Source organism: Komagataeibacter kakiaceti JCM 25156 (assembly GCF_000613305.1).
This window is the reverse complement of sequence record NZ_BAIO01000210.1, coordinates 1-3,858: the sequence shown is the minus strand read 5'-3', so window position 1 is coordinate 3,858 and position 3,858 is coordinate 1. Positions and strand designations below refer to the sequence as shown.

The 3,858-nt window shown below is 66.1% G+C and carries 2 protein-coding genes and 1 pseudogene; all 3 read left to right on the top strand.

The genetic code is table 11. The annotated features are described in order from the left end of the window. A partial coding sequence (locus tag JCM25156_RS10790; protein WP_025813085.1) for an RNA degradosome polyphosphate kinase occupies positions 1–2,103 on the top strand: 2,103 nt, incomplete at its 5' end. Positions 2,104–2,136: 33 nt separating this feature from the next. Further along, complete coding sequence (locus tag JCM25156_RS10785) at positions 2,137–3,633, top strand: Ppx/GppA family phosphatase (RefSeq protein ID WP_034959375.1); 1,497 nt, start codon at positions 2,137–2,139, stop codon at positions 3,631–3,633. Between the two features lie 25 nt (positions 3,634–3,658). Then, a pseudogene (locus JCM25156_RS23550) lies at positions 3,659–3,858 on the top strand (amidohydrolase family protein); the annotation flags it as partial.

The following is a 3,858-nucleotide window of genomic DNA, read 5'->3' as shown; positions in this document are numbered from 1 at the left end:
CTCGATTTCAACCAGCGCGTGGTGGATGAGGCCGACAACCCGCGCAACCCCCTGCTGGAGCGGGTGCGCTTCCTGTCGATCAGCGCCAGCAACCTGGATGAATTCTATTCCGTGCGCATCGCGGGGCTGGTGGGGCAGGTGCGCGAGGGACTGGTCAAGACCTCGCCCGACGGGCTGACCCCCCAGCAGCAGCTTGCCGCCGTGCGTGAGCGCACGGGGCGGCTATTGCAGGAACAGCAGCGCATCTGGCGCGATCTCCAGCGTGACCTGGAGGGCGCGGGCATCGTGGTCTGTGATGAGGTGTCCTTCACCCCGGAGGAACAGGCCTGGCTGGAAAACTGCTTCATGGAGCGCGTGTTTCCGGTCCTGACGCCGCTGGCCATCGATCCCGCGCATCCGCTGCCGTTCATCCCCAACATGGGCATTGCGCAGGCGTTGCGGCTGATGAACGCCCAGAGCGGACAGTTCGTGATGGAGGCGTTGATCCTGCTGCCCGCGCGGATCGAACGCTTCATCCGGCTGCCCGCCGCGCTGTCCCCGCCGGGGGGGACGCGCTTCATCCTGCTGGAGCGGCTGATCGTCATGTGCATCGACCGGCTGTTCCCCGGCCTTGTGGCGGGGGAATGGGGGGTGATGCGCGTGGTGCGCGATACGGATGTGGAATTCGAGGATGAGGCCGAGGATCTGGTCCGTTCCTACGAATCGGCCCTCAAGCGCCGCAGGCGTGGCGTGGTGATCCATCTCGACATCGAATCCCGCATGCCCGAGGATCTGGCCCGCTCCATGGCCGATGACCTGGCCCCGCCGCCCGATGAGGTTTTTGTCCAGTCCGGGCTGATCGGGGTGGTCGATCTCAAGCAGCTTATCGTTGATGACCGGCCCGACCTGCTGTTTCCGCCCTATACCCCGCGCTTTCCCGAACGGATTGTCGATTGTGGTGGGGACTGCTTCGCCGCCATCCGCGCGCGTGACATGATCGTGCATCACCCGTTCGAAAGTTTTGACGTGGTGGTGCAGTTCCTGCGGCAGGCGGCACTTGACCCCGCCGTGGTGGCGATCAAGCAGACGCTGTACCGCACGTCGCGTGACAGTCCCATCGTCAAGGCGCTGATCGAGGCGGCCGAGGCGGGCAAGGCCGTGACCGCCATGGTCGAACTGCGCGCCCGCTTTGATGAAGAGGCGAACATCCGCCTGGCCCGCGTGCTGGAAGCGGCCGGGGTGCAGGTGGTCTTCGGTTTTTCCGACCTCAAGACCCATGCCAAGCTCAGCCTCGTGGTGCGGCGTGAGGGGGCGACCCTGCGCTCCTACGCCCATTTCGGCACGGGCAACTACCACCCCATTACGGCGCGGATCTATACCGACCTGTCGTTCTTCACCTGCAACCCGGAACTGGTGCGCGATTCGGCGCGGCTGTTCAATTACATGACCGGCTACGCCGTGCCGGCCCGGATGGAGGCGATCGCGTTTTCACCCGTCACCATCCGCCGCACGCTGGAAGACCTGATCGCGGGGGAGATCGCGCACGCGCAGGCGGGCAGGCCGGGGCAGATATGGCTCAAGATGAACTCGCTGGTCGATCCCGACCTGATCGACCGGCTCTACGCCGCGTCCTGCGCGGGGGTGCGGGTCATGGCGGTGGTGCGCGGCATCTGCTGCCTGCGCCCCGGTGTTCCGGGCCTGTCGGAGAACATCAAGGTCAAGTCGATTGTCGGGCGTTTTCTGGAACATGCCCGTATCTACGCTTTTGGTGACGGGCACCGTCTTCCCTCCAAGCAGGCGAAACTGTACATCTCCTCGGCGGACTGGATGCAGCGCAACATGGACTGGCGGGTGGAAAGCATGGTGCCCATGCTCGACCCGCAGGTGCATGCCCGTGTGCTGGATCAGATCATGATGATTGACCTCAAGGACAACCTTCAGTCATGGATTCTACAACGTAACGGCGTCTGGCGGCGGCTGGAACCGGGGCGGAGGCCGTTTTCGTCGCATGAATATTTCATGGAGCATCCGGGGCATCCGGGGCGCAGCACGAGTGGGGGGGATGCGCCCATACGGGTCAGCGCGTCCCAGCCCTGGCATGCGGAACCGATCATTGAGGACTGAGGATTACGGCATGGATGCGCGGGCGGATAACATATGGGGCGGGATGTGACAGGTTCTGGCGGGTTCCGCCGCTCGGCGGTGATAGATTTGGGCTCCAACTCTGTCCGTCTTGTGGTGTTTGACGGCATTTCGCGTAATCCGATGCCCATTTTCAATGAAAAGGTGGTCCTGCGCCTTGGCCGTGGGCTGAACGCGACAGGTCACCTGAACGAGGAGGCCGTGCCGCTGGCCATGGAGGTCATGGCCCGCTTCAACGCCATCGCGCGCGGGATGGAGGCAAGCCCGTTCGAGGTACTGGCCACCGCCGCCGTGCGTGACGCCACCAATGGCCCGGAATTCGTGGCGGGCCTGAAATCACGCCTGCCCGGCGTGCCGATCCGCATCCTGAGCGGGGAGGAGGAAGCGGATTATTCCGCCACCGGCGTGCTGTGCGGCATACCGGACGCCAACGGGCTGGTGGCGGATATAGGCGGGGGGTCGCTGGAACTGATCCGGCTGGAAAACGGGCGCAAGCTCAACGCCTGCACCCTGCCGTTGGGGGTGATCCGGCTCAATGAACGCGCGGGCGGCGATCTGGCTCGCGCGCGCGCCCTGACCGATGAGGATCTGGCCCGCGTGGGCTGGCTGGATGATGTGCGGGGGCAGGATCTGTATCTGGTGGGGGGCGCGTTCCGCGCGCTGGCGCGCATGCAGATCGTGCGCACGGCCTATCCGCTCAATATCGTGCATCTGTACCGGCTCAACCCCGATACGGCGCGCGAGATGGCGGACTGGATCGTGGGCGCGGGCAAGCGTTCGCTCGAACGTCTGCCCGGCGTGCCGCGCAAGCGGCTGGAAGATGCGCCGTTCGCCGCCACCGTGCTGCGCCGTCTCATGCGGCGCACGCAGTCGGTGGGGCTGGTCTTCTGTGTCGATGGCCTGCGGGAGGGATGGTACATGCGCAACGTCGCCGCCAGCGTGGCCGGTAACGACGCGCAGGAAGCCGTCGCGCGTGAAATGTGCGGCATGCTCGGCCGCAGCATGACCCTGCCGGTGCGGCTGGCGGACTGGACGGGCCCCCTTTTCCCTGACGAGGGGCAGGTCGCCCGGCAGTTGCGCGCGGTCGCGTGCTGGCTGTCGGATGTCGGCGCGCATGATCACCCGGAATACCGGGCCGAACAGACCTACCTGCGTATCCTGCGCATGCAGGGGGTGGGCTTTACCCATCAGGCGCGGGCCTTCCTGTCGCTTACGCTGGCGGTGCGGTACGGGGCCGACCTGTCGGTGGCCTATCTCCAGCCCTCCCGGCAACTGCTCGATCAGGTGCAGTTCGCCCGTGCCGTGGCGCTGGGGCAGGCCCTGCGGCTGGCCTATACCGTAAGCGGCGGGACCGAGGCGCTGCTGGACGGCACGCGGCTGGAATGCGAAGGGGGCACCGTCTCGCTTCATTTCGCGCCGGGGCGCGATGTCGTGCAGGGAGAAAGCGTGCGCCGTAGGCTGGAACGCCTGGGCGGCGCGCTGGGCATGGCCGTCAGAATCCGCGATCACTGAACGGACCGGGGCTGGCGAAGCATCAATGGGCATACGGCATGGACATGGGCGCGACCTGCTGCTGATCCGTGGCGGCACGGTCGTCACGGGGCAGGCGAGCCTGTGCGTGGATGTGCTGTGTGGCGGGGTGGGTGAGATTGTGGCGGTTGGCCCGGATCTTGAAACGCCCACGGGCTGCACGGTTGTCGATGCCGGGGGCCTGCTGGTCATGCCCGGCGGCGTGGA

Excerpts from the sequence above, each read along its gene's own strand:
- JCM25156_RS10785 (WP_034959375.1), top strand. The coding sequence starts at position 2,137 with ATGGGGCGGGATGTGACAGGTTCTGGCGGGTTCCGCCGCTCGGCGGTG.